22 protein-coding genes are annotated in these 26,037 nt (G+C 70.1%); 10 read left to right on the forward strand and 12 right to left on the reverse strand.

Translation table 11 applies throughout. From position 1 onward, the window contains the following. Nucleotides 1-9 precede the first annotated feature (9 nt). On the reverse strand, nt 10-354 hold the full coding sequence (locus tag ENSA5_RS36030) for a hypothetical protein (RefSeq protein ID WP_146155755.1): 345 nt from the start codon (nt 352-354) through the stop codon (nt 10-12). Here ENSA5_RS36030 and ENSA5_RS37730 point away from each other — a divergent pair. From ENSA5_RS37730 to ENSA5_RS16095, 4 genes are all read left to right on the forward strand, one after another. Then, nucleotides 353-976 (forward strand): hypothetical protein, encoded by a 624-nt coding sequence (locus ENSA5_RS37730; RefSeq protein WP_181197810.1) that lies wholly within the window; start codon nt 353-355, stop codon nt 974-976. The two genes, ENSA5_RS36030 and ENSA5_RS37730, sit on opposite strands and share 2 nt — an antisense overlap. Beyond that, nucleotides 976-1,611, forward strand: a complete 636-nt coding sequence (locus tag ENSA5_RS16085) for a peptidoglycan recognition protein family protein (protein ID WP_106392543.1) — start codon at nt 976-978, stop codon at nt 1,609-1,611. The genes ENSA5_RS37730 and ENSA5_RS16085 overlap by 1 nt, the downstream gene beginning before the upstream one ends. A 177-nt stretch (nt 1,612-1,788) precedes the next feature. After that, a complete protein-coding gene (locus ENSA5_RS16090) occupies nt 1,789-2,088 on the forward strand; it encodes a hypothetical protein (RefSeq protein ID WP_106392544.1) in 300 nt (99 codons plus the stop codon). A 13-nt stretch (nt 2,089-2,101) separates the two neighbouring features. Further along, nucleotides 2,102-2,293 (forward strand): helix-turn-helix domain-containing protein, encoded by a 192-nt coding sequence (locus ENSA5_RS16095; protein WP_106392545.1) that lies wholly within the window; start codon nt 2,102-2,104, stop codon nt 2,291-2,293. Between the two features lie 235 nt (nt 2,294-2,528). On the opposite strand, the gene ENSA5_RS16100 is transcribed toward ENSA5_RS16095, so the two are convergent. Next, the gene (locus tag ENSA5_RS16100) at nt 2,529-3,503 is read right to left on the reverse strand and encodes an alcohol dehydrogenase catalytic domain-containing protein (RefSeq protein WP_106392546.1); all 975 of its coding nucleotides are present in this window, start codon (nt 3,501-3,503) and stop codon (nt 2,529-2,531) included. 104 nt (nt 3,504-3,607) lie between these two features. On the opposite strand from ENSA5_RS16100, the gene ENSA5_RS16105 reads away from it, so the two are divergent. Further along, entirely contained in the window at nt 3,608-4,021 is a 414-nt protein-coding gene (locus tag ENSA5_RS16105) for a hypothetical protein (RefSeq protein ID WP_106392547.1), read from the forward strand. On the opposite strand, the gene ENSA5_RS16110 is transcribed toward ENSA5_RS16105, so the two are convergent. From ENSA5_RS16110 to ENSA5_RS16125, 4 genes are all read right to left on the reverse strand, one after another. Then, a complete protein-coding gene (locus tag ENSA5_RS16110; protein WP_106392548.1) occupies nt 3,958-5,676 on the reverse strand; it encodes a DUF8728 domain-containing protein in 1,719 nt (572 codons plus the stop codon). The two genes, ENSA5_RS16105 and ENSA5_RS16110, sit on opposite strands and share 64 nt — an antisense overlap. Before the next feature lie 5 nt (nt 5,677-5,681). After that, nucleotides 5,682-6,719: a zinc-binding dehydrogenase gene (locus tag ENSA5_RS16115; protein WP_106392582.1), complete on the reverse strand. Its 1,038-nt coding sequence runs from the start codon at nt 6,717-6,719 to the stop codon at nt 5,682-5,684. Nucleotides 6,720-6,932: 213 nt separating this feature from the next. Continuing rightward, nucleotides 6,933-7,889 (reverse strand): DUF3829 domain-containing protein, encoded by a 957-nt coding sequence (locus tag ENSA5_RS16120; RefSeq protein WP_106392549.1) that lies wholly within the window; start codon nt 7,887-7,889, stop codon nt 6,933-6,935. Beyond that, nucleotides 7,886-8,935 (reverse strand): diacylglycerol/lipid kinase family protein, encoded by a 1,050-nt coding sequence (locus ENSA5_RS16125; RefSeq protein WP_181197811.1) that lies wholly within the window; start codon nt 8,933-8,935, stop codon nt 7,886-7,888. The genes ENSA5_RS16120 and ENSA5_RS16125 overlap by 4 nt, the downstream gene beginning before the upstream one ends. Before the next feature lie 135 nt (nt 8,936-9,070). Between ENSA5_RS16125 and ENSA5_RS16130 the strand changes: the two genes are divergently transcribed. After that, a complete protein-coding gene (locus tag ENSA5_RS16130; protein WP_106392551.1) occupies nt 9,071-11,332 on the forward strand; it encodes a S46 family peptidase in 2,262 nt (753 codons plus the stop codon). A gap of 106 nt (nt 11,333-11,438) precedes the next feature. Here the strand turns inward: ENSA5_RS16130 and ENSA5_RS16135 are convergent, their stop codons facing one another. Further along, nucleotides 11,439-11,762, reverse strand: coding sequence for an LB_289 family protein (locus ENSA5_RS16135; protein ID WP_106392552.1), 324 nt, complete (start codon nt 11,760-11,762; stop codon nt 11,439-11,441). A 570-nt stretch (nt 11,763-12,332) separates the two neighbouring features. On the opposite strand from ENSA5_RS16135, the gene ENSA5_RS37735 reads away from it, so the two are divergent. Then, on the forward strand, nt 12,333-13,601 hold the full coding sequence (locus ENSA5_RS37735; protein WP_181197812.1) for a hypothetical protein: 1,269 nt from the start codon (nt 12,333-12,335) through the stop codon (nt 13,599-13,601). Here ENSA5_RS37735 and ENSA5_RS16145 read toward each other — a convergent pair. Together ENSA5_RS16145 and ENSA5_RS16150 are read right to left on the reverse strand one after the other, a co-directional pair. After that, the gene (locus tag ENSA5_RS16145) at nt 13,583-19,084 is read right to left on the reverse strand and encodes a VIT domain-containing protein (protein ID WP_146155756.1); all 5,502 of its coding nucleotides are present in this window, start codon (nt 19,082-19,084) and stop codon (nt 13,583-13,585) included. The two genes, ENSA5_RS37735 and ENSA5_RS16145, sit on opposite strands and share 19 nt — an antisense overlap. After that, nucleotides 19,071-19,694, reverse strand: a complete 624-nt coding sequence (locus ENSA5_RS16150; protein ID WP_106392554.1) for an RNA polymerase sigma factor — start codon at nt 19,692-19,694, stop codon at nt 19,071-19,073. Before ENSA5_RS16150 ends, ENSA5_RS16145 begins: the two co-directional genes overlap by 14 nt. A 224-nt stretch (nt 19,695-19,918) precedes the next feature. On the opposite strand from ENSA5_RS16150, the gene ENSA5_RS16155 reads away from it, so the two are divergent. After that, nucleotides 19,919-20,200, forward strand: a complete 282-nt coding sequence (locus ENSA5_RS16155; RefSeq protein WP_106392555.1) for a hypothetical protein — start codon at nt 19,919-19,921, stop codon at nt 20,198-20,200. Nucleotides 20,201-20,354: 154 nt separating this feature from the next. Next, the gene (locus ENSA5_RS16160; RefSeq protein WP_106392556.1) at nt 20,355-21,497 is read left to right on the forward strand and encodes a hypothetical protein; all 1,143 of its coding nucleotides are present in this window, start codon (nt 20,355-20,357) and stop codon (nt 21,495-21,497) included. Between the two features lie 331 nt (nt 21,498-21,828). Here ENSA5_RS16160 and ENSA5_RS16165 read toward each other — a convergent pair whose 3' ends face one another. Next, nucleotides 21,829-23,076 carry a sterol desaturase family protein gene (locus ENSA5_RS16165; RefSeq protein ID WP_106392557.1) on the reverse strand — a complete coding sequence of 416 codons (1,248 nt, stop codon included), beginning with the start codon at nt 23,074-23,076 and terminating at the stop codon, nt 21,829-21,831. Nucleotides 23,077-23,158: 82 nt separating this feature from the next. On the opposite strand from ENSA5_RS16165, the gene ENSA5_RS16170 reads away from it, so the two are divergent. Further along, on the forward strand, nt 23,159-24,049 hold the full coding sequence (locus ENSA5_RS16170) for an alpha/beta hydrolase (RefSeq protein WP_181197813.1): 891 nt from the start codon (nt 23,159-23,161) through the stop codon (nt 24,047-24,049). A gap of 150 nt (nt 24,050-24,199) precedes the next feature. Here the strand turns inward: ENSA5_RS16170 and ENSA5_RS16175 are convergent, their stop codons facing one another. Both ENSA5_RS16175 and ENSA5_RS16180 read right to left on the reverse strand, forming a co-directional pair. After that, the gene (locus tag ENSA5_RS16175) at nt 24,200-25,174 is read right to left on the reverse strand and encodes a DUF481 domain-containing protein (RefSeq protein WP_106392559.1); all 975 of its coding nucleotides are present in this window, start codon (nt 25,172-25,174) and stop codon (nt 24,200-24,202) included. Nucleotides 25,175-25,194: 20 nt separating this feature from the next. Further along, complete coding sequence (locus tag ENSA5_RS16180) at nt 25,195-26,001, reverse strand: mechanosensitive ion channel family protein (protein ID WP_106392560.1); 807 nt, start codon at nt 25,999-26,001, stop codon at nt 25,195-25,197. Between the last annotated feature and the right edge of the window lie 36 nt (nt 26,002-26,037).

Raw genomic sequence — 26,037 nt, forward strand, 5'->3', positions numbered from 1 at the left:
CCGGCGACATTACCCAACGCAGCCGTCAAATGCCGATTGCACGCTCGAGGGCAACGCGGGGCACGCTGCGATCGCAGCCGTGTAGTCGTTGGTACAACTGGCATTCCAGCCGTCTTCACAACCCGGATTCCCGTCGAGACACTGCACGTAGAATCGCAAAGCCGAATTCGCACAGTCGAGGTAGTCCTTGCCGGGCTGTTCGTTCCCGTCCAGGGCATCGTCCAGGCACCCCCGCTCGGCACCGGAGAACGAGGTGCTGCCGCTGTGGGTGAAGCTGGGGCCGAAGCGGATCCAGTGGGCGAAGTCGTGGCTGAGGAAGCGGGCGGCTGCGGAACGCAAGAAGGAGCAGGACATGAGCGCGAAGAAGGCTGGCAAGAAGAAGACCGCGAGCAAGAAGAAGACCGCGAGCAAGAAGAAGGCCGCGACGAAGAAGAAGGCCGCGACGAAGAAGAAGGCCGCGAGCAAGAAGAAGGCCGCGACGAAGAAGAAGGCCGCGAGCAAGAAGAAGTCCGCGAGCAAGAAGAAGACCGCGACCAAGAAGAAGCCCGCGACCACGGCCAAGGTCAACGGCGACGGGGTCAGGTCAGCGAAAGCCGATCCGAAGCGCTCGGGCGAAAAGGCCACAGGGGCCAACGAACAGGCGGCGGGCAAGCGGCGACTCCGGTTCGACCGCAACGACGTGGTCCGGTTCCGCAAGCGCTCGCAAGTAGCCAAGGGGCTCGGGGTCCGCGGCGACACGCACTACACCGTCGAGGCGGTGACCAGCCACGAGGGGCGCCCCCTCGTCGTGCTGCGCTACGGCGAGGGAAAGCACTTCGCGCTCATGAAGGTTCCGCCCGGCCACCTGGCGATCGTCCGGCGAGCTGACCAGGTCCCGGCCGAAGTCCGGGCCTGCGCGGCGAAGCTCTCTCGGTACGAGGGCCCGATCTCGGCCACGACCCGCCGTCTGTTGGCCGAGCTCGCGCGGAGGTCGTGATGCTGGCGGTGGCGCTCGGATTCTCGCCGGTGGTCGCGTTCGGGCTGGTCGCCTGGTGGGCGCACGCTCGGGAGACGAAGCTGGAGATCGTCAACATGTTGGACGTGGCGCCAGCAACGAAGCGATCGAAGCGGACGCGAGCCGTGGACGCGGTGGTCCTGCATCAGATGTCGTTCCAGCGCGGGAACGATCTGGACCGCTACCGCAAGGTGACCGCGCACTTCGTGATCGCTCCGGACGGCAGTGTCGGGCAGCTGCACCCGATGAGCGCTCGGCTGGTGGCACCGAAGGGGTTCAACGGGCGCTCTGTGGCGATCGAGTTCGCGGGCAACTTACGCGCGGCGAACGGGAACTGGTGGAGCCCGGAGACCCACGGACGCGACTCGCTCACCGCCGCGCAGGTCGAGTCGGGCCGGAAGCTGCTGCGGCTGCTTCGCTCGGCGGGCGTGCGCTACGTGTTCGCCCACCGCCAGAGCGACTACGACAAGGGGAACGATCCGGGGCCGGAGATCTGGTCCACGGTCGGGCAGTGGGGGATCGAGAAGCTTGGGCTGTCCGACGGGGGGGCGCAGTACGCGGTCGATAGCGGGCGGCCGATCCCGGAGAGCTGGCGGACATTCGACGTCAACGCTTGAGAGGCCATGGGAGAGACGACATGCAAGACAACCAACGAACAACGGCCCCGCCCCGAGCTCGATCGTCCCGTGCCCGCCGGCCGACGGACCACACCCGTCAACGACGAGTACCACCCGCGCGTGGCAGTGATGCGCCCACCCGGCTCCTATACTGCCTCAGCTGACGAAGAGAGACCCATGGATCACGATGACCCCGCGCTCACCGCTTACTGCGACTTCTTCTCCGCCGTCGTCGACGCGAGGTGGGACAAGGAGAGCCTCGAGGAGTTTGAGGCGACCTTCTCTGCCGCCAGCGAAGTTCTGACCGGTCAAGCGCTGGGCATGATGATCTGGACGATCACGACGCTCATGCGCCGGCGAATTCCAACACCCGAGGAGCTCGAGGAGCTCGGGTTCGATCCGGCGACCTTCCTCGCGCTTCTCGACGTAATCATCCGGTCGACGACGGCCGCCGATCCGGGCGAGTTCATTCACTGAGGTCGCAGAACCCATGTCCGGCACCAAGCCAACGTCGACGTTGCCCGAGTTCCTCAAGGCCGAGGAGCTCGCCGAGCTGCTGCGTATTAACCGCAAGACGATCTACGAGGCCGCCCGGCGCGACGAGATCCCCGGCGCGATCAGGATCGGTCGGGTCCTGCGCTTCCGGCGTGACGCCGTGTTGGCCTGGATGTCCTCAAGCTGAGTTCGGCCGCTGCTCGAGTGCAAGAAGCCGGCCCCGCGAATCTGCGGGGCCGGCTTCTTCGTGCCTCTAGATCGTGTGCTGTGAGTGTGCTGCGAAGCTGCTCCGCGCTGGGGTCAAGCAGTGCACGAGACGGGACGAGACGGATCCCGAAAAATCAATCAAATCGGTGGGTTACGAGCCAAGACCGCGACATCGTTCACGTTCTTCGCAACCCGCCGGAGGGCCTTCGCAGGCCCTAGCAGCCTGGGTCGACCAGGACCTTGAGCACGCCTCGGCGCGAGGCGTGCTCGAGCGCTTCAGTCGCGCGCGCGAGGGGATAGCGCGCGGCGATGAGCGGGCGTGGGTCGAGGCCGCCGCGTGCGAGCAGGTCGACCGCGCGCGCCATGTCCCCGCAGCGCGATCCGATCACGCGTAGCTCGTTGACGACCACCGTCGACAGATCCAGGGGGATCGGCGCGGCGCTGGTGGTCTTGAGGATCACCGCGCCGCGCGGGCGGGCCAGCCACAGCGCGCGGCTCAGCCCGCTGGGGTGGCCCGTGGCCTCGACGACGAGCGCGGCCGCCCCCTGGTCGCGGGCGTCGAGCTCGCGCTCGAGCGAGGTCTCGATGCCGAGCGCAGCCGCGACGTCGAGCTTGGCGCGGTGGTGGCCGATCGCGCGGACCGGCTGACCGGCGGCGTGCAGCGCGAGGCCGATCAGCAAGCCCAGCTTCCCGTCCCCGAGCACGTCGACGCGCGGGACCTCGCCGGGGCCCGGCTCGAGCTCGTCGAGCACGTGGAGCGCGGCGGCGAGGGGCTCGGCGAAGACCGCGAGCTCGTCGTCCACGGTCTCGGGCACGGGCACGAGGTTGCGGCGGGGCAGGGCGACGCGCTCGGCGAACACCCCCGGGCGCCCACGGATCCCGATCGTCGCGCGGGCACGGCAGTGGTGGCCGTCGCCGTGGGTACAGGCCGGGCAGGCTCCGCAGCCGATGTTGATGTCTGCGACGACGCGGCGTCCGCCGAGCTCGGGGTCCGCGGCGTCGACCAGCCCCACGAACTCGTGGCCGAGCACGCCCTCAAAGCCCGCGTAGCCGTCGACGAGCTGGAGGTCGGTGTCGCAGACCCCGGCTCGACGCACGTGGATCAGCGCCTCGTCCGCGGCCGGGACCGGCTCGGGGTGATCGTCGCGGACGCGGAGCTCGCCAGCGGGGTCGAGGATCAGCGCGCGCACGCTCGAGTGTCGCTCGCCCCTCGCGGCCGTCAAGGGATCTGCAAGGCGCGAGGATTCGCCGGGTTTTTGGACGGCCATCCGGGCTCCGCTAGCTTGGCCGCGCCATGCCGCCGACCACCGCGACCGTGACCCGTCGAGACAGCCGCCACATGATCGGCAGCTTCGTCGCCCCCGGCAGCGAGGCAGGCGCCGGCGAGGGCTTCATGGTCGCGGAGCTCTCGCGCGAGGGCATGTCGCTGCTTCGCGTCGCCAGCAAGCAGGGCGAGGCGCGGGGCCTCGATCGCCGCTTCAATTGGCTGGCCGTCCCCTTGCCCGAGCGCGGCGCTCAGGTGTGCGCGCTGACCGAGGTCGTCCACCGGCGGCGCTTCGGCCCGCTCGAGATGCTCGGTGTTCGCTTCGAGCAGATGTCAGCCAGCGACCGCGAGCTGCTCCACGACTACCTCGACGAGCGAGATCACCTCAGCTTCGGGGCCCGCGGGCTGTTTGGCGCGCGGGATCGCGCCAACCCGTCGCCCTGATCGACGCAGCCTCGCCAGCGCTCGCGGACGCCGAGGACCTCGAGCAAGAGGACCCGGACCTCGTGGGGCTCGGCGACCTGGGCCGACGCAGGATCGACGAACTCGGCGAGGACGCGAAGCTCGAACACCCGGCTCAGGGGCGCGGCGATGTGGTCCGGGAGCACGAAATACTGCGGGGCCCGCTCGACGAGCACGCAGGCCTTGGCCGCGTCGTCGGGCGCGTGGGCGATCGCGGCGTCGTTGAGGCCGATGACGTCGATGATCGTCATCGCGCGCGGGGTTCGGTAGCGCATCGCGCCCGCGCCCTCGACCGCGACGCGGGCGTCGGCCGGGAGCTCGCGGGTCGCGAGCCGGGCGGGGTCGCTGTGGAGCAGGGCGATGCCGCGCTCCTGGGCGCGCTGGATCGTGTGGGCCGCGGGGATCTGGAGACCGGTCAACAGCGCGATCGGCAGGATCAGGACCACGCCGAGCACTCGGTGGGTCCGGGCGACGCCGAGCGCGATCACGATCGGCGGGATCGCGGCGAAGATCGCGAAGTAGCGGGCCTCATAAAACAAGGTGTCGGGGTTGAGGGGTCGGGTGATCGCGGTCCCGAGCATCCCGGCGAGGTAGGCGACGAGCAGCGCCGAGAGCTGCCAGCGCCGACGCGGGGGCTCGGGCCGCGACGAGGAGTCGGAGTCGCGCGGGTCGAGCACGCCGCGATCGGACAGATCGGTCCAGACCGCCGCGGCGATCAGCGCGAGCCCGCCGACGCCCACGAACCACGGCTGCCACGGCAGGACCTGGGCCCCGAGATAGTCGAGCCCGCTGCCGAGGCCGCTGGCCTGGCCGAGCGTCGACTTGACGTAGGCGGTGTTGGGCCACGGCCAGCCGCTGACGAGCTCGCAGTAGACCACCCAGAGGCCGAGGCCGAGGCCGGCGCCGAGCGCTGGCGTGGCGACCACGAGCGACCTCAGACCGGCGCGCGCGCGCTCGGGCCCGGGCAGACCGCGCTTGGCCAGCGTCTGGCCGAGCCACGCGAGCGCGGCGAAGCCCAGGAGGCAGGCCAGCGCCTCGGGCCGCGCGAGCTCGACGGCGAAGCCGAGCACCCCCGCGAGCAGCCACTGCTCGCGCAGGCTCGTCCGCAGGCAGGCGAGCAGCAGGCAGGTCGTCAGGGGCACCTCCATGCCCGAGCTCGCCCCCTGCAGCAGCGTCGGCGAGGTCGCGGTCAAGATCCCGGCGAGCAGCGCGATCGACATCGCTGGCATCGGACGCGCGACGCTGGCTCGGGCGTGGACCAGGTCGAGGGCGATCGCGCTGGCGAGCCCGGCGGTCGCGGCGTGGAGCAGCGCGCCGAGCAGCTTGACCGAGCCGACCGGGTCGGGCTCGGTCGGCCACACGGCCAGCGCCGCGACCCACAGCGGGCTCGAGAAGCCCGTCTCCTGGTCACCCGGGTTGTAGGACAGCCCCTCGCCGAGGCTCAGGCTCTTGGCGTACGCGAGGTGGATCCAGGCGTCGTCGAGGCAAAAGTCGCCGACTCCGGCGCCTCCGAAGGCGTAGGCGCAGGCCAGGATCAGCCCGATCACCACGCTGATCCGCGGCGCCCACAGCTCGCGGGCCGGCGGCTCGTCGCTCGGCGTTTCGGGGGGCGCCGTGGGCTGGTCGTCGTTTCGCATCGGGCTCAGGCGATCTCGAGCACGACCTTGCCAAATTGCTCGCGGCGATCCAGGTAGCGCTGAGCCTGGGCGGCCTCGGCCAGGGGAAACACGCGATCGACGATCGGGCGCAGCGCGCCCTCGCCGATCAGCTGCGCGATGCGGAACATGCTGGCCTTCGACCCCATGGTCGAGCCCAAGATCTGGATCTGGCGAAAGAACACGTGGCGCAGATCGGTGCGCGCGTCCCAGCCCGAAGAGGCGCCGCATGTCACGACGCGCCCGCCCTTGCGGCACAGCTTGATGCTGTGCTCCCAGGTGGATTCGCCGACGTGCTCGAACACCAGGTCGACGCCCCGGCGCCCGACGCCGGGCAGCGCGCGGACCTGCTTGGGCCAGTCTTCGTCGCTGCTGCGCACGCAGGCGTCGGCCCCGAGCTCGCGCGCTTTGTCGAGCTTCGCGTCGGTGCTCGCCAGCGCGATCACGCGCGCGCCGTGGAGCTTGGCGATCTGGAGGCCAGCCGAGCCCACGCCGCTGCCAGCCGCGTGGATCAGCACGGTCTCGCCGGGCTCGATCCGTCCGCGCACGACCAGCATCTGCCACGCGGTCAAGAAGGTCAGTGGAAAGGCCGCGGCCTCGACCATCGACAGACACGCGGGCTTGTCAACGAGGTTGGTCGCGGGCACGGCGATCTGCTCGGCGTAGCCGCCTCGGCAGCTCTCGCCGAGGATGTGATAGCGCGGGCACAGGTTGTCCCAACCGGACAGGCACTGCTCACAGCGTCCGCACGACAGCCCGGGGTTGAGCACGACCTCTCGGCCAACGAGCTTGGCGTCGACCGACTCGCCGACCTCGCGGACGACCCCGGCGATGTCGCTGCCGAGCACGTGGGGGTAGTCCAGACGCAGGTTCGGGAGCCCCTTGCGGACCCAGATGTCGAGCCGGTTGAGCGCGCACGCGTGAATCTGGACGACGACCTGGCCCGGCTCCGGTCGCGGGGCCGGGAGCTCGGCGAGCTCGAGGACCTCGGGGCCGCCGTGCTCGCCCAGGATGACCGCGTTGATCGAATTGCTCATGGTGTCTCGCTCGGCACGCGCCCGACTTGTGCGCTGCGGCCCTTGTCGGAATAACAAAGGTGTGGTCGGTCCGTCCAAGACGGGGTCGCCGCGGGTCCTGGGAGGACCGGGGCGCTCTGGGGAGCGGGGCCCGCCGCGACCATGAAAGTCAGGCGAGCTCCCGGTAGAGCGCCAGGTTCAGGGCCAAGCTCAGGGCCAAGCTCAGGGAAAGTCGAAGTCGAGCGTCTCGGCGTCGCGGACCAGCGAGGAGTAGCCGTCGGTCAGCTTCACGAGATCGCCGAGCTTGGGCTTGCGCTGGCCGAGCTTGCGCTGAAACTCGGCCGCGATCGCGTGGAACTCTTCGACGTCGTTGGCGAAGGTCGACATCCAAAAGACCTTGCCCGCGGCCTCGGGGTCGGACTGATAGATGGTCGAGAACTGCCCCCGGGCCTGATCAAATTCGTCGTAGAGCGGCTGGCACTGCTCGGCCGTCGCCGCTTCATCGCTCATGCACCGGACCATCGGACGCGCGCGGATCATCAGGCGGCGCGAGGCGACCTCGAGCGCGCTCCGGCGACTCTCGAGCACGCCGAGCAAGAAGACATCGTTGTTGATGTGGGCCTCATCGATCGCTTGCTGGAGCTCGAGGTCGGCCGTGAGCCAGGCGTCGTGGGCCGCGCGCAGCTGGGGGTCGAGCTCGCTCAGGCGCGCCCACTGGTCGTCGCGCCAGCCCTCGTTGTCGAGGTACGCGGCGAGCGTTCGGGTCAGCTCGGCGTAGTGGCTGCCGGCCGCGACGATGCGCGCGGCCCCGGACTCGATCACGGGCATGCTGGGCGGCGTCTTGGCGGCCTCGAGCACTCGCTGGCACGAGCGAAAGGTGTTGACGCTGATTCCGCGCAGGTACACCCCCTCGCGCTTGCGCTTGGGCGTGCCCTGGGAGTCGACCTGATCGCTGTAGCGATCCCAGCTCTCGACCATGACCGAGGCCACGACGTCGCGGCAGGCCGAGAACCGGCGCAGCTTCGAGTCGACCTCTTCGGCGTAGTCGGCCGGGTCGACCTCGGCGTCATGGTCGTCGGGCTGCTGCTCCTCGACCTCCTCGAACAGGTGACAGCCGCTCGCGCTCAGGCCCACGGTGGGCAGGGCGAGCACGGCGACCACGGCCGACGCGAGTCTCATATCCAGTGCGTATCCTCGGGGACGATGATGCGCAGGTGGTGAAACAGGTTCTCGACCTTGTAGTGGTGCGCGGCCACGAATTCTTCGCCGTCGATCTGTGCGGGGATCTCGGGGCCCGAGTTGGCCCGGAACAGGCGGATCTCGATCGAGCGTCCGCGGCGAAATTCTCGACCGCTGAGCCCGACGACCTCGAGGTCATCGTTGGTCACCGGGTTCTTCTTGTGCCGGGCGAGCGCCGACATGACCCAGTCGGCGTGGCTGCGAAAGGGCAGGACCTCGAATTTTCCGTCGTCGGCGCGCGAGTCCTCGACGAAGATCCACTCACCCCCGTAGAGGATCGTGCCGTTGACGACGAGATCGGTCAGCCCGACCCACTCGCAGACCTCGCCGTCGACGGTCACCTCGCACGAGAACAGCGAGCCCGTCGGCCCGCCGACCACCGACTTGACCATCTGGCTGACGGCGGCGCCCGCGTAGACCAGCTTGTCGCGGTAGAACTGCTTGACGACCGGGACCTTGGCGACGCGCTCGCGGTCGCGGTTGCGCTGGGCCAGGATCCGAGCCGAGAGCCCGAACCCGCAGTTGTCGAACCACAGGTCGGAGCGGAGGGTCTCGCCGTCCTCGTCGACGGCCTCGATCCGGCCGACGTCCATCCACTGCTCGCCGCCGTCGGCGATCGTCTTGATGTTCTGCTCGAGCGCCCGGGCCCCGGCGCTGATGCCGAAGGAGCGGCCCTGATCGTTCGCGGTGCCCATCGGGAGCATGCCCAGGGGGACGTCGATCCCCGCCCGCTCCCGGGCCAAGATGATGCCCTTGGCCGACTCCGCGAAGGTCCCGTCGCCGCCGAAGTAGATGACCCGGGCGACGTCCTCACGCTCGATGCGGTCCGCGAGCGCGGCCACGGTCTTGCCCTCGGGCAGGGTCGAGAAGAACTCCGGATCCAGCCCCGCCGCGGCGAGGCCCTCGAGCGCGCGATCGATCGCGCGCTCGGCCTTGCCGGTCTGGGCGGTCGGGTTGGCGACCAGGATGGAGGTGCGGGCGCTCATGGTGACGGGCAGGATGCCGGAAGGGCGAGGATAGCAGGGCATGGGCGCCACCCCAGAAGGTTTCATCTTCGGAGCGAGCTGCGCGTGCGCTTGCTGGTTCCCGTGTGGCCCGCAGATCTGATACCCCTGCGCACCATGGCCAAGCCATCGCGTTTCCACATGTGTTCACTCTCGTTGCTGGCCGCTTGCGTGGCGCTGAGCTCGGCCTGCAGCAAGCCCGATGCCGCGCCGGGCACGGACAAGCCCGTCAGCGAGGGCGAAGAGATCGCCGAGACCTTCAGCTTCGCCAACCCCGGCGGAATGTGGATGCCGGCTCAGCTCGGCGCCGGGGGTCACGCCGAGACCCTCACCTCGCTCGGGCTCGAGTACGACCCCGCGGCGCTGACCCAGCCCACCGAATTCCCGCTCGGCGCGATCGTCAGCCTCGGGGGCTGCTCGGCCTCCTTCGTCAGCCCCGACGGGCTGCTGATCACCAATCACCACTGCGTGATCCGAGCGCTGGCGCGCAACAGCAGCAAGGACGAGAACCTGCTCGAGGACGGCTTCTTGGCCAAGACCCGCGCCGACGAGCGCTGGGCTGGGCCGGGCCAGCACGTGTACGTCACGACCTCGTTCACCGACGTCAGCGAGGAGGTCCTCGCCGGGCTCGAGGACATCGAAGATCCGAGCGCGCGCTGGGACGAGATGCAGTCGCGGCGGCGGGCGATCGAGAAGGAGTGCGCGGAGGCCAAGCAAGACGTGACCTGCCGCGTCGCCTCCTACTTCGAGGGCGCGCAGTTCTTCCGCATCGAGCAGCTCGAGCTTCGCGACATCCGCCTGGTCCATGCGCCTGACGCGGGCATCGGCGTGTTCGGGGGCGAGATCGACAACTGGCGCTGGCCCCGTCACACCGGGGACTACTCGTTTTACCGGGCCTACGTCGGCAAGGACGGCAAGCCCGCCGACCACGCCGAGGACAACGTCGCCTACCAGCCCAAGCACTACCTGAAGGTCGCGACCGAGGATCTCGACGAGGGCGATCTGGTGATGGTCGCGGGCTACCCCGGGCGGACCTCGCGGCTCAAGACCGCCGCCGAGGTCGACGACGCCACGACCTGGTCCTACCCGCACAAGATCGCCCGCTACGAGCAGTACCTCGCCGCGCTCGCGGCCGCGGTCGGCGACGATGAGACCCTCGCGATCAAGGCCAGCCCCCGGGTCCGCGGGCTGTCGAACGGGCTGACCAACGCCAAGGGCATGCTCGACGGGCTCGGCAAGGGTGGGCTCGCGGACAAGCGGCGCCAGCAAGAGGCCGAGCTCCAGGCTTGGATCGACGCCGACGAGCAGCGCAAGGCCGCCTATGGGACCGTGCTCGCCGAGATCGCTGCGCTCGACGCCGAGTCCAAGGCCACGCGCGAGCGCGACGCCGCGAGCGCGGAGCTGATGCGGTCGTCGTCGTTGCTCCACCGCGCGCAGATGATCGTGAGCGCGGCCGAGGAGCGCGAGAAGGGTGAGGGCCCCGACGAAGGCAAGATCGCCGAGGCACGAACCGGCCTCGAGGAGGCGCAAAACAGCTACGCCCGCGAGATCGATCGTGCGGTCCTCGAGCTGCACCTCGCCCGCGCCGCCAAGCTCCCCGCCGATCAGCAGCCCGCCGCGCTGAAGCTGTTCGTCAACGCCGACCCGATCGACGACGCCGCGATCACCAAGGCCCTCGATCGCCTCTACGCCAAGACCAAGCTCGAGGATCCCAAGCAGGTCATCGAGCTCTACGGCAGCGCCAAGCTGGCCAAGCTGAAGCGGAGCAAGGATCCCTTCATCGTGCTCGCGCTGGCGCTCGCGCCGATCATCGAGGAGCAGCAGGCGCTCGGCGTTGAGCGCGCGGGCAAGCTCGCGCTCCTGCGTCCGCGCTACATCGCGGCCCTGCGTGAATTTGCGGCGAGCAAGGGCGAGATCCTCGCCCCCGACGCCAACTCGACCCTGCGGATCACCTACGGGACGGTGCGCGGCTACAGCTCCAACGGCACCGAGCACACGCCCTTCACGACCGTCAGTGAGATGCTGGCCAAGCACACGGGCGAAGATCCCTTCGACTTGCCCGAGGCCGCTCGCGCGGCGATCGAGGCCGGCGAGTTTGGACCCTACGTCGACCCCGAGCTCGGCGAGCTGCCGATCGACTTCCTCGCCGATCTCGACATCACTGGCGGCAACTCGGGCTCGCCCACGCTCAACGCCCGCGGCGAGCTGATCGGGCTGGTGTTCGACGGCAACTACGAGTCCATGGCCTCGGACTGGGTGTTCATGCCGGAGATCACCCGCTCGATCCACGTCGACATTCGTTCGGTCTTGTGGGTCATGGACGCGGTCGATGGCGCCGATCACCTCCTGACGGAGATGGGCGTCGAGCCGAGCATCTGAGCCTCGGGCAAAACACCACGCAAAAACACCAGGCAAAAACAAAAGAGGCCCGCGTTCTCACGCGGGCCTCTTTTGTTGGAGCTCGAGAGCTCGGGAGATCGGGGGCTCAGGCCTCGGCCAGGAGTCCCATGACCTCATCGAAGGGCGTGCTGCGATCTTTGACCTTGGTCCGCTTGATCGCGCGCTTGAGCGCCGCCTCGCACTCTTTGTCGGACAGATCCTCTTTCATCTCCATGAGGACCTCCAGGACCGAGTCGTCTTGGACGTTGTAGATCGTCTCGTCGTCCCACATGAACACGTCCTCGAGCTGCTTGGCGTAGCCACCGACCGACACGTCGATCTTGCCGGTGAGACGCTTCTCGCGGATGCTCTCTTTCTTCTGCTGGCGGCCGATCTCGCGGGCGATTCGTTCTTGATCGGTGCGTTTCATGGGGTCCTCCTCGTTGGTGTTGCGATGTGCGCTCGCAGCAGGAGCGGCGGATAGCTGGATTAGCTACAGGCCGGCCTCCCCTGGGCGCTTGGCGCCGGTACTCGTGACTGAGGTCGTGGATCACCGGCGCCGCGGCCCAGTGTTTAGGGGCAACTCGCGTGTCTGTCCAGCTCCGCCGAAAAACTCCGCTCCCGTGTCAGCGGGAGCGCACGCCGTACACCTACAGGACTAGCGCGCCACGAGCTCGGCGCACGCGCAAGCTCCTCGCCTTCTTGCGGATCACCGGGTTGCGATCTCTGCAAGCGCTGCAGGGGCGTCGGCGTTTGGGCCCAGCCAACCCTCGTGTCTGTGATGAGCCACACGTCCGCACCTGCCGCCTGTACCTTGTGTTGCTGGGTCCACGAAACTCACTTGTCTGGATTGTGCTGGCGTTGCCTAGTAGGGTCTCAATACCGCACCGCAGATCTGTTCTCGGGTCGGGGACACGAGAATTGCCGTACGCGATATGCGCGTCCCGGCGACCAGCGGAGCGCGACTTAGCGCAAATCGTCGAATCATCGAGTGAACTACATGGCCAACGAACCGAGCAAAGAGTCCAGCCTGTTTCCGAGCAATGATGACGAGCGGGAGAACTCCGGTCTCCAAGACATCCTCGCCGTCGCCGCGAAGATCAAGGACAAGGAGGACGATCCGGCGTCTGCCGAGTCCGAGATGAACGCCGAGGACTCGGGCTTGATCCTGTTCACGGCCGGCGGCGATGACGTCGGCGAGACCAAAGAAGAAGATGACGACGCGCTGTTCGGCAGCTTCGCGGGCGGGCTCGGAGCGGGCTTTGGGGCGGCGGCGGCTGATCCGCTGAGCTCGTCCACCGATGTGGTCCCGCTCGCCAGCACGTCCGAGGCCGCGCCGGCCACGGCGACGGCCGAGGAGCCCAAGCGCAACCCGCTGGTCGCGGTCGCGGTCGTCCTCGGCCTCGTGCTCGCCGGTGGCGCGGCCGTGCTCCTGACCGACAAGGGGGCGCAGCCCGTCCAGGACCAAGCCCAGGCCGGCGTGTCGGCCAAGGACAGCCAGGGTGATGCCGCGGTCGGCAAGGTCGAGGAGCCCAGCGTCGCCGACGCTGAGCCGGCCGAGGGGGGAGGCCCGGCGCTCGAGCCCGAGCCCGAGCCCGAGCCCGAACCCGAGGGCGAGACCGAAGGGCTGCTGGCCGGCGAGACCGAAGGCGCCGGGCTGCTCGCCGACGCCGACGCCGCCGACCCGATGGCCCAAAAAGAAGGCTTGCTCGAGAACGACGGCAGCAACGGCGTCGCCAAGGTCGGCAAGTGGGATCAGGGCAAGAGCTCCGCGTCGAACAAGCCCGCGCCAGACTCCAACGCCGCGCCCGCGCCCGAGCCCGAGCCCGAGCCCGAGCCCGAGTTCGATCCCTTGCCCGAGCCTCAGCCCTCCGGCAGCGGCGGCAAGGTCAGCGAGGAAGACGTCGACTGCCTCCTCAACCCCGACATGCCCAAGTGCCAGTCGGGCGCGGCGCCCAAGCCCAAGGAGCAGGAGGTGCTCGCGCCCAAGGTCCCCGACAAGCTCAGCACCTCGCAGCTGCGCAGTGGCATGAACAAGATCAAGAGCGCGGCCAAGAAGTGCGGGGGTCAGCACGGCGTGCCGCCGGGCACCAAGGTCAAGGTCAAGGTCTCGATCGAGGGCTCGACTGGAACGGTCAGCTCGGTCGCGGCCAAGGGCGAGCACGCCGGGACGCCGCTCGGCTCCTGCGTCGAGGCGGCGGTCAAGCAGGCGACCTTCGACGTGTTCAAGAAGCCCTCGATGGGCATCGACTACTCGTTGAGCATGTAGTCGCGGTCGAGGGTCTTGGCCAGGCGCCTGGCCTGGGCGACCGTCTGGACGAAGCGCGGCTGCCACTCGCCGGACTCGATCTCGGCGAGCAGGCTCGCGGCTTCGCGCTCGTGGCCCGTGGCGAGCAGGTTTTGGGCCCGCCGGAGTCGATGGAGCGGGTTGGTCGCTTCGACCGCGATCGCGCGGGCCCAGACCCGGTCTGCGCGCTCGAGGTCCGCGCCACGCTCGAGGGCGTCGGCGACCCAGGCCAGGGCCTGACCCTCGGCCGGGTGGCGATCGAGGGTGCTCGACAGATGACGCCAGGCCTCGTCGTCGTGCCCGAGTGACCACAAAAGCTGGGCGCAGAGCCGATCGATCTCGGGGTTGTCGGGGTCTTCGAGGCGCCAGCGGTCGGCGACGCTCAAAGCCGCCTCGAGGGCCGCCGCGCGGTCCGCCGCGGGGGCGGCGAGCGGCCGCGCGAGCCGGGCGCGCAGATCGAAGAGCCGCGCGAAGCCCTGGCGCAGCTCGCCGAGGCCCATGCCCTCGCGCTCGAGCACCGCGACCATGGCCTGCTCGAGGGTCGCGGCGGCCTCGTCGAGTCGACCCTGCTGCTCGGCGAACAGCGAGGCGCGCAGGAGCAGCGCGGGCGCGTCGTCGAGGCCCTCGCGGGCGAGGAGCGAGCGCAGCACCGAGCCGGCCTCGCTCATCCGCCCATGACCGAGCAGGGCGTCGAACAGCGCGAGCGCGAGCTCGGGATCCAGGGTCGAGGGATCGAGGCCGCCGATGATCCGCTGGGCCTCGTCGACCTGTCCGAGCTGCTGGGCCGCCGCCAAGAAGCGCATCGCGAGCAAGGGGTCACCGGACGCGGCGACCCGCTCGCGCAGCCGGGTCCACGCGAGCTGCCAGCCGGCCTCGCCGCGGGCCTGGGTCATGGCGTACTGGACGGTCGAGTCGACGATCGGCATGGTCTCGTCGGCCCGGGCCGCGCGAAAGCTCCGCTCGAAGATCTCGGCGGCCTCTTCGTTGCGACCGTGCTGGTACAGGGCGAGCCCGGCCTGGTGGAGCGCGACGTACTCGAAGCGGTTGTCCTGCTCGGCCAGCGACAGCCACGCCGCCGACTTGCGCGCGTACTTCGACCACCAGCGGTTGGCGATCTGCAGGGTCGCAATGTAGGCGTAGGTCGGGTGCCGATAGTCGCGCAAGAAGGTCTGGAGGCTGCGCAGCGTGGACTCCTCCGGGCCGCGCTCGGCCTCGCGCAGCAAGGTCCGGTAGCTGGCCATGAACCCGACCGGGGTCCGGCGCAGCGCGTCGTCGCGGCCGAGCTTGGCCAGCGCCTGGGACTTGATCATCTGCGCGCCGAGGGTCGCGCGGAGATAGGACGCGATCGGGCCCTCGACCCCGGCGAGGATCGCCGCGCCCCTCTTGGTCTGGGCGAAGCGCAGGGCCGCGCCCGCGAGGACGAGCTCGCCCGGGACCACGCGCCCGGTGTGCGCGTGGATCTGCTCGAGCACCGCGAGCTGTTCGCGGTGGTCGGCGAGCGCCGCGAACCCGGCCAGGCGCTGGTGCTGGAGGCGCAGCCACGCTTCGTCGCCGGGGCTGTGGGCGTCGAGGGCGAGCTCGAGGTCGGCGGGGCTCGGCAGCGGGAGGCTCACCTTGGTCAGCTGGGGCGCCGCGAGCGGCTCGACGGCGCGCGCGGGGCCGACCCGCGCGAGCTTCCGCTCGTGCTGACCGCCGAGCAGGGTCACGCCCTCGTCGGTCCAGCGAAATTCGGTCACCGAGCTGAGCCGCTGGCCGACATGTGCGCGCAGCGCGACGACCCGGTGCTCGCTGTCGAGCTCGACCTCGAGCCGCGCGCGGGGCTGCTCGGGCTGGGCTTCGCTCGCGGCGGCGGTCGCCACGAGCTCGAGGGTCCGGGGCCCGCTGCGCGTGACGTCGTAAAAGTGCGCGAGGTGATCGGCGCGCGGGACCATCCACGGGACCCACTCGCTGAGCAGCGCGGGCGAGGTCGGGCCGACGGCGCGGGCGACCGAGAGGCCGAGCTCGGGGTAGTCGGCGCGGAGCTGCTCGCCGTCGTAGATCACGTGCTCGTCGAGGAAGCCCCAGCGCTCGCTGACGACCGCGAACCGACCCTCGGCGTCGATGTCGAGGGTCCCGCCCTCGGGCAGCTCGTAGCGGGCGTCGGCCTGGGCCGCTCGGGCCGCGCGGATCAGCTCGGCCGCGGCCTCGCTGACCGAGCCGCGGGTGCCGTCGAGCCCGGTCAGCAGCAGCTGCTCACGGGCGAGGTCGAAGGGCTCCTCGAACAGCGCGGGCGCGAGCTCGCCGAGATCGTCGAGGCCCGAGTCTGACGAGTTGTGCCGGGCCTGGGGCCACGGCTGGGCGCCGACGAAGCCGCCGCCACCGTGGCCGGGGGCGAACGCACCCGTGACGATCGTCGAGGCGAAGCGAGCGTCGCTCGCGAGCGTGTCACCCAGATCGCCGGCCGTCGCCTGTTGCCTGTTCAGGCCCCCCGACCACTGGACGGGGCCGAGCTCGCGGCTCACGAAGCCGCCGAAGCTCCGGCTCGTCTCCTCTTGCGTGAGCGAAGCGCGGCGCGAGCTCCGGCCGCGCGCGCCGAAGCCCGCGCGCGAGCCCTCGCCGATCCGCCCGGCCTCGCCCAGCCCAGTCGTACCCTCGCCGCCGACGCCAAAGCCGAAGCCCGTGCCGCCGCCGCCGCGTCCGGTGCCCCTGAGCCCGAGGCCGCCGAGCCCGAAGGCTCCGGGCCTGGCCAGCGCTGAGCTCGGGCCCGGCCCGCGGGTCCGGAGGTTGCCCCAGCCCGCGGACAGGCCGTTGTTGGAGTAGTCGACGAGCATCGGCACGGGCTCGCGGACGACGTACTGGCCGTGACCGGCCTCGGTCCTCACGCCCTCGCGCACGACCTCGATCCGGTCGGGGGCCGGGTAGTGGGCCCAGCCGTCGGCGGGCGGGCGGTGGACGTCGAAGTCCCGGTACATCTTCTCGCTCTCGAGCACGAGCAGCGAGGTCGTGGGCGTGACCAGGAAGTGCTCGAGCCCGAGCTTGGTGATCTCGGCGGCGTGCTGTTCGACGCTGGCCGAGCTCAGCGCGCCGACGTGGGCGCGGGCCCAGGCGCGGGGGATCCAGCCGGCCTCGTCGGCGGCGTGAGGGAGCTCGATGCGCTGGTGCCAGTCCTGGCCGTCGGCGCGACCGCGGAGCTCGACCGCGACCGGATCCGGGTCGTCGGCGCCGAGCTCGGCGAGGACCTCGAGGGTCTCGCCCTCGGCCAGCGAGCGCGCGTCGGCGTGGGTCCGGGGCTGGGCGATCGCGCGGCCCTGCGCGTCGACGAGGGTGGCCTCGAGATCGAGCACCCGGGTGGTAGCGAGGGTCGTGAGCAGCTCGAGCGCGCGCCACGAGATCGGCTCGCCCTCGGCGAGGTGCAGGTGCAGCCCGTCGCCAGCCGCGGCCAGGCGCGCGAGCGCGGGCGCGTCGTAGCGCGGGCCAAAGCTGACGCCGACGAACTCGACCTCGGCGGCGCGGAGCTGTTGGCTGAGCGCGTCGACGTAGGCCCCGGGATCGGCGAGCTCGGGCCCGGGCTGAAGATCCTGGCCGAGGCCGTCGCCGAGGTAGAGCACCGTTGCGACGCGCTCGCGACCGTCCCCGACAGGGGCGGCGGCGGTCGTGAGGCGCTCGATCCCGGCGTCGAGCGCCGCGCCGAGGTCGGTGGCCCCGAGCCCGACTTTGGCCCGGCGGCTCAGCCACAGCTCGAGCGCTTCGCGGTCGAGCCCGGCGAGCAGCTCGAGCTCGGAGCTGGCCCACTGCACGCGGCTGTCGAACCCGAGCACGCCCACGCGGTCGCCGTCGTCGAGGTGATCGAGCAGCGCGAGCAAGAACCGCCGCTGGGCCTCGAGCTCGGCGGGCCCGCGCGAGGCCGAGCTGTCGAACAGGATGACCCAGTCGCGCGCGGGCGCGGCCGTGGCCTGGCCGAGCTCGGCGCCGAGCTCCGGGCGGAGGCGGAGGCCGACGTGGCGGCGCCCGTCGGCGTGGGCGAAGCGGTGGTGCTCGACCTGCGGCGGCGCGAGCCCGGGGCCTTCGCCCGCCAGCGTAGCGACGATGTCGGCCCCGACGCGGTGGTCGAGGGCTCGGAACTCGGCGATCAGATCGGGGCCCTCGTCGTGGACCTCGAAGGCGTGGTGCTGCGACGACAGCTCCCGACCCGCGCCCCCGACCACGCGGACGCGATAGTTGACCCTGGCGACGGGCAGATCGAGCTCGGGGATCGGCACCCGGAGCTGGCCGCGGCCATAGAGCTCGTCGAGCGCGGCCGTGTACGAGAGCAGCACGCGCTTCTCCGTCCGGCCCGGGAGCGGAAAGATGCGGACCTGAAACAAGTTGCCCTGCATCCACTCGAGCAGGGCCGGATCGCGGCGGCGGTGGACGATCTGCTCGTAGATGTCGCGCCCGCGATCGCGGCTCACGACCCCGGCCTCCATGCGCTGACCGTCGACGTACATCGCCAGCCGCGAGATCGCGGCCTCGGGCGGGAGCGGGAACTGGTAGACGCCCTCGAGATCGCGCTCGAGGTGATTGAAGAAGGTCTGATCGATCGTCGCGCGCACGTGGCCGTCCTCGACGTGGACGTCGACGTTCAGCTCGCGCATCGGCAGCGGCCACTCGGGGCTGGCCTGAACCTGGCCGGTCCAGCGGGGCACGCGGGCCACGAGGTTGCCGCGGCGGACCGGGCCGAGCTCGGCGTCGGGCGCGAGCAGCTCGCGGGCCCAGTCGATCTCGAAGCTCAGGCGTCGGCCGGCGATGCGCTCGGGCGCGAGCTCGCTGCGCAGCAGCGCCTGCTCTCCGGCTCGCAGCAGCAGCGAGCTCGCGGCGCCCGTGGACGACTCGACGGTCGCCTGCCCGCGAAACACCGCCGCGAGGGTCTGGCCCGCGTCGCTGCGCAGGAGCACCCGAGTTCCGAGGACCAGCGCGCGACCTTGCGGGGTCTCGACCAGCAGCGGCGCGGCGGCCTCGCGGACGTCGAGCAGGACCTCGCCAGCGACGAGGCGCAGGTGCCGGGGTCCGAGCTCCTCGAGCTCGGTGCCGCTGCGCAGCAGCGCCCGGCTGCCGTCCGCGAGGGTGACCTCGCGGGCGCCGAGCTCGTGGTGATCGTAGCTCGCGAGCTGCGCAGCGCCGTCGCGCTCGAGCAGGCGCCCGCCCAGCCCGAGGACCCACGCGAGCAGCACGGCGGCCGCGAGCGCGACGACGAGCGTGGCCGCGCCGAGGCGCCGTCGGGCCTTGGCGCGGCCGGGGCGGCGGCGCTCGGGGACCGCGCGGAGCCCGGCCGCCTCGCCCGGTCGTTCGTCGGCCGTGTCGCGCACGGCCTCACGCAGGCCCGCGAGCATCCGCGCTCGGGCCTCGCTCGGGACCTCGGGTCGGCGCTGCGCGTGGCTCAAGAGCCGCTCGATGTTTGCGTCGAGGACGGCGTCGTCGGGCTCATCGGGTCGCTCATGCTCGGACATCTGGAACCTCTCGTTCACCAAAGGCGCTGGCCAGGGCCGCGAAGGCCTCGCGGAAGGCCCGGCGCGCGCGGGCCAGGAGCGACTTGGCAGCGGCTTCGCTGCACGCCCACGCGGCCGCGAGCTCGCGCAGGCTCTGGCCGCGGATGTACTTGCGCTCGAGCGCCTCGCGGTAGTCGTCGGGCAGGTTGGCGATCGTCATGTGGACGAGATCGCGGGTCTCGTCGCGCGCGAGGACCTCGTCTCCGAGCGGCGCGCGGTCGAGGCCCTGGAAGATCTGCACGAGGGTCGCGTCGATCCGCTCCCAGGTCTCGCTGAGCTCGTGAGCCCGCCTGATCGTCCGCAGGTGCTTGCGGATCACGTTGCGCGACTGCCCACACAGCCAGCCTCCGAAGGATCCGCGCGCCGGATCGAAGTCGTGGCCGCGCTCGAACGCGCGCAGGAAGGTCTCCTGGACCACGTCCTCGCACAGCACCGCGTCGCGACCGACGCGGTAGAACACGAAGGACCACAGCCCGTCGACGTGGCGCTCGTAGAGCTCGCCGAGCGCCGACTCGTCGCCGACTCGGGCGCGGGCCAGCCGTTGGGCGTCGGCGCGACGCTCAGCGCCCATCGAGCCCTCGCGCGGGGTTGAACCTTGGCTTCAATGCATGCTCCTCGGACGCCCAGCGCCTCACGAAGTACTGTCCGCTCCCGCGCTGGAGGTGTCGCAATCGCGGGGATTTTTTTCTGGTCCGCGGCCGCCGTGCCCGAGAAGGCAGTGGGGCCAAACGCCACATCGGGAGACTTCCCAAACTTCGTGCTTGACGCTCCCCACGCCCCGGCTAGAGTGGCGATGTGGCCAAGGGCGCAGACCGGCCGACGGACAAGAGTCTGTTTTGGCAGATCGTAGAGGAGCGTGACGTGCGGCTCGACCACGTACAGCGCGCGGTGCTACGTTACTTGGCGGACGTCGGCGGCGCCGCGACGGACTTCGAGTTGCGGATGCGCGTCAGCCACCCGCCCTCGCGTATCCGCCAGGCCCTCGAGGGTCTCGCGCGCGAGGGTCTCGTCGAGCTCGAGACCTCCGAAGGCTACGTCGTCGCCAGCTTGACCCGCGGTGGTCAGCGCGTCGCCTGACTCGCCACTGCTGCATCCATTACCGCTAATCAATTCTCCACTGTAGTTACCTGTACCCGGCTGTCGCCGACCCCCTTGTTCGCCGAGGGTCGCGCCGTGCGCCGGGCTGATACATTTGGGGTCTCCGCGTCGGAGACCGACGAAGATCACTGAGATGGACTGGGTCCTCGCGTTCGCGATTGGGATGGGCACCGCCCTGGTCGAGTTGCTCTCGCGCTATCGCGACGAGCCGATCAAGGTCATCGCGACCAGCCAGTTCGCCTGGGTCTACCTCCTGCTCAACGGGCTGATGGCCCTCGGCGCCCACGCGATCTTGCTCGACAGCGAGCTGACCAGCACCGAGACGACCACGAGTCGCCTCGGCCTCTCGGTCGGGTCGGGCCTGTCCGCGGCTCTGGTCTTGCGCGCGCGGGTGTTCACCGCCCGGCTCGGCGACGAGCAGGTCTCGATCGGCCCCGGCTACGTCGTCGATCAGCTCCTCGGGATCATCGACGCCCAGATCGATCGTCGCCGCGCGCTCCAGCGGGTCTCGATCGTCGTCGAGGTCATGGACGGCAAGGACTTCGACGGCTCGCGCATCCACGCGAGCACGATGATCACCGGGAGCCGCCAGAACCTCTCGCTTCAGGATCAGAAGGATCTCGCCAATCAGATCCGCGAGGTCGTCGATCGCAAGATCCCCGATCACGAGAAGTCCTACGCCCTCGGCTTCATCCTGCTCGACTTCATGGGCGAGGCCTTCCTCAAGGCGGTCGCCGAGAAGCTCCCGAGCGTCGAGCAGGCGCCAGCGAGCGTGCCGAGCTTCAACGCCGCGAGCATCACGGACACGGGCGCGGGCGTGGTCAAGAGCCGGACCTGGGGCGCGTCGCTGCCGGTCCAGCGGGCCAAGGTCGTGCGCGAGCTGTTGACCGGCGTCCCGCTCGCGGCCCTGCGCCTGCGAACCGTCGAGCTCCTCGACAGCGGCCAGCTCGGGGCCAACGAGGACGAGCGCCTGCTGCTGCGCCAGCAGATCGCCGAGATCCTCGGGCGCCGCGAGGCCAGCGAAGAGGACAAGGTCTTCGCCCTCGGCTTCGCCGTTCACTCGCTGTGGGACTCGGCCCGCTTCCGCCAGCACTTCGAGGATCTGCGCGACGGGATGCCGCCGCGCGCGGTCACCCTCGACGGCGACGAGAGCGGCGAAGAGCTGGTCGAGGTCAGCATCGACAGCGAGGACTCAGCCGACGACCGGCCGAAGACCGGTGAGCACCCGGCGATCAGCATCAACGCCGGCCCGCTGCCGATCGCCAAAGAGCGCTAGCAGCCCGGGGTGCAATGCATCGTGTCGCCTCGCGCCGGAATTTTTGCCGAGGGCGCGAAGCCAAAACGCCGCTGTACTGGGCGTACTGCAAGTTTTGGCGACAAAGCCCTCGGCGAAAAGGCCAAGCGAGGTGGCGCGAGGCATTGCACCCCGGGCTGCTAGCAGCCCGGGCCGAGGTGGCGCCCAGCGGTTCGACGCGGGGTCTCCCACCGCCGAGAGCACAGCGGGGCCCCCAGGGCGACGACAGAGCCTCATCAACGAGTTCGAGGTCCCCGCCACGAACCCCAGATGAACCCCAGATGAAAGCTCGGGCACGCGGTGCGGGTCCGTTTTAACGTCCTCGGGTCGACGCGCGGGTCTTGGCCCGCCAGATGTTCCAGCTGCCCCACATCATGGCCAGGGTCCCGAGCCCGATGCCGACGAGCAGCCAGCCCTCCAGCCACACGCTGGCGAGGTACACGACCGCGCCCGCGACCAGCGGCCCGCGCACGAGCTCGAGCCAGTCGGCCCAGCGCTTGCCCTCGATCAGGCCGAGGAACACGGTGCTGCTGAGCACGATCGCGCCGGCCCCGGCCGCGAGCTGGCCCCAGTCGTACCAGGCCTCGAACATGAGGTAGACCAGCATCAGCGCGCCGACGAGCAGGTAGTGGCCGCTGAGGTACCAGGCGAGCTCGCGCGGGATCGCGGGCCGGTACTTGGCGGATTTGAGGCGCTTGACCTCGTTGGGGTCACGCTCGACGCCCGCGGGCAGCCACGCCGGGTGGGCGAACCACACCCACAGCTTGTCGCGCGCGCGGGTGGCCTTGGCCGCGAGCCGGCCCATGTGGCGGAAGTAGTCGAGGTTGGTCCACACCGGGTTGTAACTGTGAACCGGGACCGTGGTCCCGTAGACGACGCGCTCGCCCTCGGCCTCGAAGGTTCCAAACAGGCGATCCCAGCCGATCAGGATGCCGCCGTAGTTCTTGTCGAGGTACTGATCCTGGACGCCGTGATGGACCCGGTGGTGCGAGGGCGTGTTGAACACCCACTCGATCGGGGCCGGCAGCTTGCGGACCAGCTCGGTGTGGATGAAGAACTGGTAGAGCAGATCGAGGGCGTAGGCGAGGAGGAAGACCTCGACCGGGATGCCGAGCAGCGCGAGCGGGACATAAAAGAAGAACCACGTGACCGGCTCGAGGATCGGCTGGCGGAGCGCGACCGCGAGGTTGTAGTCCTCGCTTTGGTGGTGGACCCCGTGGACGGCCCACAGCACGTTGATCACGTGGCTGTAGCGGTGCCACCAGTAGTAGGCGAAGTCGACCGCGATCAGCCCGACCAAGAACACGGCCCAGCTGCTCTCGCCCCAGTCGATCAGCGCGTAGCGCTCGAGGACCCAGGCGTAGGCCAGGAGCGGGACGAACTTGAAGAACACCTCGAGGGCCTGAAACACGGTCCCGCTGGCGACGTCGGCCAGCGCCGTGCCGAAGTAGTAGTAGCCCTGTTTGCCCTGGCGTTTGGCGATCGCGGCCTCGAGGAGGATCGCGGTCAAGAACAGCGGGACCGCGAACGCAATGGGGTTGATGGCGTGTTCTTCGGTCATGCCCTCCTTCCTTCATACGCCATCGACGGCGGGTGTGCAGGGAATTGCACGGTTTTTGTGTCATGATGCCCCTGACCGGACCATGATCCTCGCTCACGAGCTGTTGACTTCGGACCGCGCGGCTGCGCGCTGGATGGTGTTCTTGCACGGGATCCTCGGTCGCCGTGCCAACTGGCGTAGCTTCGCGCGCAAGTGGCTGCGGCAGCGTGACACCGACGAGCGCTGGGGAGCCGTGCTCGTCGATCTGCGTGATCACGGCGAGTCGCTGGGGCTGGAAGGGGAGCGCACCGTCGCGGCGGCGGGTGCCGATCTGATCCCGCTCGCGGAGGCGGTCGTCGCCGAGCACGGCGGCCGGGTCGCGGGTCTGCTCGGGCACAGCTTCGGCGGCAAGGTCGCGATCTCGGCGGCTGCGCAGCTGCGCGGGGTCGGGCGCGAGGTCGACGAGCTGTGGGTCATCGACGCGCCGCCGGGGCCGCTCGAGCAGGGCCGCGAGCGCGTGACCGATGAAGTGTTCGCGGTCCTCGCCGAGCTGCCGCCGCGCTTCGACAGCCGCGACCACTTCATCGACGCGGTCGTCGCGGCCGGCATCTCGCGGCGCGTCGCCCTGTGGCTCGCGACCAACGTCGTGGAGGCCGGAGCCAAGGGCAGCGACAAGGGCGGCTGGCGCTTCGGCCTGGAGCTCGACCGCGTGACGGCGCTGCTGCGCGACTTTGGGGCCGTCGATCTGTGGCCCGCGCTCGAGGCCGAGTCCGACGCGGGCGTGGGCGTCGGCCTGGTCCTCGGCGCCCGCTCGGACGCCGTGCCTGCCTCGCAGCGCGCCCGCGCCGAGCTCCTCGCGGCGGCCGGGCGTATCGAGCTGGCGATCGTCCCCGACGCCGGCCACTGGGTTCACGTCGAGAACCAGGCGGGGCTGTTGGAGATCCTCGCTCGCCCGCCTCGGGCGAGCGCAGGCCGCACGCCGTCCGCCCGCTGACCGCCGAGCAGCTGGTCGCGGCAGTGAACGCGACGAGGAACACGCCGAGGAAGCCGCCGAGCGGCTCGACGCCGAGCCCGAAGACGCGCGCGGGCGCGCCAGCACTGTGCTGGCGCGCCCGGGCGAGCGAGTGAGCTCTCGAGCGAGCTCCTAAAAGAAGCGGTAGGCGAGCTGGAACGAGGTGATCGTGTCGAGCTTGACGACGTTGGGCAGCGGCTGGTTCTCGTAACGCAAGGTGAAGGTCACGGCGAAGGACAGGCGCTCGACCAGCTGGGTGTTGAGGCTTGCGAGGTAGTTGAGGCGCAGGCGCTGGGGGTCGATCACGCTCTGGAGGTACTCGAGCCCGGTGTCAAAGCCGACGCGCTCGGACAGCTTGTTCGAGTACCCGGCAAACAGGCGCACGGCGTGGTTGAGCTGGAACTTGTCGAGGCGCTCTTGTTCGCCGTTCATGTCGAGGACCGGGTCGCCGTTCTCGTCGACTACGGGCAGCGCTGCGTCGGTGCGCAGATCGTACTGAAAGTCGTAGCCAGCCTCGAACCACAGCCTGTGGTCGGTCTTGTTGAGCGCGTAGAAGGCGAAGCCGGGGTCGACGTTCATGCGAAAGTCCAGACCCTGGAAGGTGTCGTGACGCCCGGTCGCCTGGACGAAGGCGGTCCAGCGCTTGGCGAAGAACACGTCGTAGCGGACGAGGCCCTGGACGTTGCCCGTGTCGGTGTCGTACTTGGGCGGCGGGGTGTCGGAGCCGCTCGCGCCGTAGTTGCCGGCGAGCGAGGCCCCGAATTGGTGGATGGTCCGGCGCAGGCGGAAGTTCGACAGCCCGGTGAAGGCCAGCGAGGTCGAGTTGCCGGTGTTGAAGATGCCGCCGAGCGCGATGTCGAACTCGGTCGCGTCGTTGGCGTGGGGGTCGACCTCGCCCTCGGCGGAGGCGTCCTCGGTCGCGATGTCGGTCGCGGTCGAGAACTTGTCGCCGGAGGCGAGCTCGGTCGAGCCCGAGCTCGCGTTGTCTTGAGAGGCGGTGCCCTCCGGGACCGCGGGGTCCTCGGGCGGGGCCGCTGCGGCGAGGCTGGGGACTGCGAGCGCGGCAGCGAACGCGAGGCTGGCGAGCGTGGGTGTGTAGCTTGGCATGGGCGAGTGGCCTTGGTTGATCAGGCGGCTTGGTGGACGACGATCTGGTTGAAGGGGATCTCGATGTCAGCGGCGGCGAGCTCCTCGTAGACGGCCGTGCGGACCTGGTGAAGCATGTCGGCGTACCTGGCGGGGTCGCAGTGGGCGAGGACGACGAAGTCGAGGGAGCTCGCGCCAAGCCCGACGAAGGCGATGACCGGCGCGGGGTCCTCGAGCGCGAGATCGCAGCGCGCGGTCGCCTTTTTCAGGACCGCGATGACCTCGGGGATGTCGCTGCCGTAGGCGACGCCGACCTCGATGTGGGCCCGGCGGCTGCCGCTGACCGTGTAGTTGATCATCACGCCGCCGGTCGCGGCCCCGTTGGGGATGATGACCGTCTCGTTGTCGAGGGTCAGGAGCGTGGTCGTGAACAGGCCGACGACCTTGACGTGGCCCTCTTTGCCCGCGGCTTCGATGTAGTGGCCGACCGTGAACGGCCGAAACAGCAAGATCATCACGCCGCTCGCAAAGTGGGCGAGGTTGCCCTGGAGCGCGAGGCCGATCGCGATACCGGCCGAGCCGAGCAGCGCGACCAAGCTCGTGGTCTGGAGGCCCACGCGCTCGAGCGCCGCGATCACGGCGGCGGCGAGCACCAGCCACCGAGTCAGCGAGGCCAGAAATCCGACCAACGATTTGTCGAGCTGACGCTTGTTTAGCGCGCGCGCGACGAGATCGCGGGCCCAACGGGCGACGATGACGCCGACGATGAAGATGACGATCGCGGTCACGGAGCCGACGATCAGGGGCATGTAAGGCTGGAGGGCTTCGGGGACAGGTAGGTTTTCCATCGGGAGCTCGGCTGGATCTGGAGTGGGACGAGAGCC

This window comes from Enhygromyxa salina (genome assembly GCF_002994615.1).
GTDB lineage: Bacteria > Myxococcota_A > Polyangia > Nannocystales > Nannocystaceae > Plesiocystis > Plesiocystis salina_A.